At 43.3% G+C, this 2,735-nt stretch carries 6 protein-coding genes; 4 read left to right on the top strand and 2 right to left on the bottom strand.

Translation table 11 applies throughout. The features are described from left to right. The coding region (locus tag Q6A92_RS17150; RefSeq protein ID WP_332238840.1) for a transposase domain-containing protein at positions 1 to 201 on the top strand (201 nt) is incomplete at its 5' end. Between the two features lie 75 nt (positions 202 to 276). Here Q6A92_RS17150 and tnpA read toward each other — a convergent pair. Continuing rightward, positions 277 to 543: an IS66 family insertion sequence element accessory protein TnpA gene (gene tnpA, locus Q6A92_RS17155; RefSeq protein WP_332238841.1), complete on the bottom strand. Its 267-nt coding sequence runs from the start codon at positions 541 to 543 to the stop codon at positions 277 to 279. Between the two features lie 79 nt (positions 544 to 622). On the opposite strand from tnpA, the gene Q6A92_RS17160 reads away from it, so the two are divergent. The 3 genes from Q6A92_RS17160 (at position 623) to Q6A92_RS17170 (ending at position 2,352) form a co-directional block, all read left to right on the top strand. Continuing rightward, entirely contained in the window at positions 623 to 1,033 is a 411-nt protein-coding gene (locus Q6A92_RS17160) for an ISAs1 family transposase (RefSeq protein WP_332238842.1), read from the top strand. A 742-nt stretch (positions 1,034 to 1,775) separates the two neighbouring features. Next, positions 1,776 to 2,012 carry a helix-turn-helix transcriptional regulator gene (locus Q6A92_RS17165; RefSeq protein WP_332238843.1) on the top strand — a complete coding sequence of 79 codons (237 nt, stop codon included), beginning with the start codon at positions 1,776 to 1,778 and terminating at the stop codon, positions 2,010 to 2,012. Next, positions 2,005 to 2,352: a DUF2178 domain-containing protein gene (locus tag Q6A92_RS17170; protein WP_332238844.1), complete on the top strand. Its 348-nt coding sequence runs from the start codon at positions 2,005 to 2,007 to the stop codon at positions 2,350 to 2,352. The genes Q6A92_RS17165 and Q6A92_RS17170 overlap by 8 nt, the downstream gene beginning before the upstream one ends. Before the next feature lie 217 nt (positions 2,353 to 2,569). Here Q6A92_RS17170 and Q6A92_RS20380 read toward each other — a convergent pair whose 3' ends face one another. After that, complete coding sequence (locus Q6A92_RS20380; RefSeq protein WP_443029753.1) at positions 2,570 to 2,674, bottom strand: IS3 family transposase; 105 nt, start codon at positions 2,672 to 2,674, stop codon at positions 2,570 to 2,572. Positions 2,675 to 2,735 lie beyond the last annotated feature (61 nt).

Raw genomic sequence — 2,735 nt, forward strand, 5'->3', positions numbered from 1 at the left:
CCGAAGGGTGCCAAGGCAAGTGCCATCGTATACAGTGTCATTGAAACCGCTAAGGAGAACGGACTTCGACCTTTTCATTATTTATCCTATCTCTTTGAACAACTGCCAAATCTTGAACAGGTCACAGAAGAAGCCATGGATTCACTGCTTCCATGGTCCAAGACCCTTCCGTCCGAATGCCGGCTGACCACAGAAGCATAAAGCGTATAAAGTATCGCCCTCACTTTTCAAGGTGGGGGTTATTTGACGCTTACTTTTCAATGGTGGATTCCCGAATCATAAGGCGCGCAGAACGCGGACGGCGTCCGCAAACAGGTCCGGATCGAATCCGGTATGAAGTTCAATTTTCGCTGAGCCCAGATAAATGAAAAGAACATCCATTTTCTCCTGCCCGGCCAGATCAACGGGCATCCAATGGCTTGAAGGCGCAGAATCTCTTGTCGAAATTAGCTTGCGCCGCCAATATTGGAATTGGCTTAATGAGATTTCCTGATTGGCGCACCATTGACTGCCTGTTAATCCACTCTCCTCAAAATTGCTCATTCTATGCTTTCAGAGTTCCCGAGGTTCCGCTCGTGTCATGGATCATCCTCCTCGCATTAATGAATAGAGGTATTATCGCATGATTCCTTATTTCATGAGAAGGTGTCCATTATTTGACGCTTACTTTTCTCTGCTCGATCCAGAGGCTGTTGAATGCTGCTTCATGAATTGGACGGCCGACGTCTACACACTGGTCCAAGTCGAAGTAGTGGCCATTGATGGGAAAACACTGCGCGGCTCCCATCTCCGTGCGGATAGCAAGTGGGCAAGCTACCTGGGTGACCTAACAAAAGGCGGTATGGCTCAGCCAAAAGTGGAGGGAAAAACAAATGAAATCACCGTTATCCCTAACCTGCTCGAACTGCTGAACCTCAAAGGCTGCGTGGTCACCATTGACACTATGGGGACAGAAAGATATTGCCACCAAGATCAGGAAGAAAGAAGCGGATTATGTGTTGGTTCTGAAAGGCAACCAATCCACGCTCCATGAAGATGTCCGAATGTATTTGGAAGACACACAGAAAAATGTGTTTAAGGATGTACTGCACAGCTTCTATAAACAGGTCGAAGAAGGTCATGGTCATGTCTATGTCTGCTGTTACTGAACGACCGGCGCCATTGATTTTTGGATCAAAAAGAGAAATGGAAAGGGCTTGAAAGTATCGGCGTGGTCAAGTCTGAACGGCAGACGGGTGATCACGTTAGCGTGGAACGCCGGTTCTATCTATCCTCACTTTCTAGCGATGCGAAAACATTCGCTAAAGCCGTGCGCCAGCACTAGAAGATCGAAAATGGACTTCATCACGTGCTCGATATCACGTTCCGAGAGGACGAGCAACGCATGTGCCTGAAAAATAGTGCGCAGAATATGGCTCTGCTGCGTCGATGCGTGGTCAATTTACTGAAGCAGGAGACAACAAGCAAGCGGAGTATTCGAGGAAAGCGGTTAAAAGCAGGTTTTGACTTTCCCTATATAAAAACGGCGCTTGCGCTGGCTTATCGCCTCTCGGATCGTTCATAATTCCTTTGTTGCACTCATTGTAGCACGCGATCAGTCAGAATTTCTAATGCGTTTGTCTTGATAAAGCCCCCAAGAGTACTGTGAAAGACTGGATATTTTTGTGGCGATTTTATATTCAGACCTCTTTGTATAAGTGAGATTTTATTTTATAAAACTAAACTTTACTTATGTCAAAGTATAGTTTATAATTCAACGAAGGGGGGGCTGGGCAGTGACTAAAAAATTTGGTGATACTATATCCAACAATGTTTATGCGTTTCGTACTCTAGCAAAAATGTCACAGCAAGAGTTAGCGAATAAGGTGGGGGTATCTAAGCAAACTATTTTTGTAATGGAAAAAGGCAACTATATCCCCACATTATTGCTGGCTTTTCGTATAGCTACTTACTTTAAAGTAAGTGTTCAAGATATTTTTACCTACTCGAGGGGAGATGCTAAGAATGAATGATAGCCAAACTGTAGTTTTTTTAAATTCGACATTTGTGCCGTTAAAAAAGTGGCTGGAACAATCACCAAACAATTATAATATCGCACTCCTTGGCGGACTTGCTCTGCTTATCGTGGTCACTTTTTCAATGCTTTTTCTACTTAAAAAAATTGGAAAGACTGATGAGCGAACGGGCATACTGTATGCTAGAAGTTGTGTAGGCATGTTAATAGCTGTAATTTTGTGTGATCTAATTTTTCCAAAAGATTATATGTGGCAAGTATTTTTTGTTTATAAGTACGGCATTGTATTTTTAGTTGGGGTGGTGTACCTGAGTATTCAATATAATAAGGAAAAGTAGTGGATTTTCTGCTTGAAAGGAGCCTATGAGTTCGGATCTGCGTCCAAATACTGTAGGCTCATTTCATTTGCTGATATACAGTCTGGATTACCTTAAGCGTAAATAATGGACACCTTCTTATGAAAAAGCAGTCATGCGAAAGTGATCTGAACCCCAAAAGTTGGACATAATTTTAGGCTACTCGCTCGGCAGTTGAAATCCGATAGTCAATCGGACTTCAACCGCCGAGTTTTTCTTTGATTCTGGATTTATTATAGTACTTAATCCATTCACGCATGGCCCTTTCCAGTTCTTCCTGAGTCTGATTGTTGCTGCTATTCATTAATGACTGGAATATGACGACGCTTGTTGTCCATCGTTTGACGGAGACGTTGTCCGTCTTT

It is taken from the genome of Sporolactobacillus sp. KGMB 08714 (genome assembly GCF_036598985.1).
Lineage (GTDB): Bacteria > Bacillota > Bacilli > Bacillales > Sporolactobacillaceae > Sporolactobacillus.

Coding starts and splice junctions, on each gene's coding strand:
- Q6A92_RS20380 (WP_443029753.1), bottom strand. CDS start 2,674: ATGAATAGCAGCAACAATCAGACTCAGGAAGAACTGGAAAGGGCCATG.
- Q6A92_RS17170 (WP_332238844.1), top strand. CDS start 2,005: ATGAATGATAGCCAAACTGTAGTTTTTTTAAATTCGACATTTGTGCCG.
- tnpA (WP_332238841.1), bottom strand. CDS start 543: ATGAGCAATTTTGAGGAGAGTGGATTAACAGGCAGTCAATGGTGCGCC.
- Q6A92_RS17160 (WP_332238842.1), top strand. CDS start 623: ATGATTCCTTATTTCATGAGAAGGTGTCCATTATTTGACGCTTACTTT.